The sequence below is a fragment of the Streptomyces sp. A01 genome (assembly GCF_059026195.1).
In genome coordinates, this window is the sequence record NZ_JBWLKN010000158.1 from 1 (window position 1) to 227 (window position 227).

The following is a 227-nucleotide window of genomic DNA, read 5'->3' on the forward strand; positions in this document are numbered from 1 at the left end:
CGCGCATGTGATCTTGGAGCAGGCGCCGGAGTTGGTGGTTGAGGCGGTGTCAGATGCGCCGGAGCCGGTGGTTGAGGCGGTGTCGGCTGAGGCGAGGCCGGTGGTTGAGGCTGAGGTGGCGGCTGAGCCGGGGGCGATGGCCAGCGCTCAGGTGGTGTCGGCTGAGCTCGGGTCGGGGTCTGGCGTTGGGGTGGTGCCGTGGGTGGTGTCGGCGCGCAGTGGGGCGG

Annotated in this window: 1 protein-coding gene; it reads left to right on the forward strand. The window is 71.8% G+C overall.

Annotation, left to right across the window (positions count from 1 at the left end; all coding sequences use genetic code 11):
- Positions 1–13: 13 nt before the first annotated feature.
- The coding region (locus AC5P1B_RS35985; RefSeq protein ID WP_493892244.1) for a hypothetical protein at positions 14–227 on the forward strand (214 nt) is incomplete at its 3' end.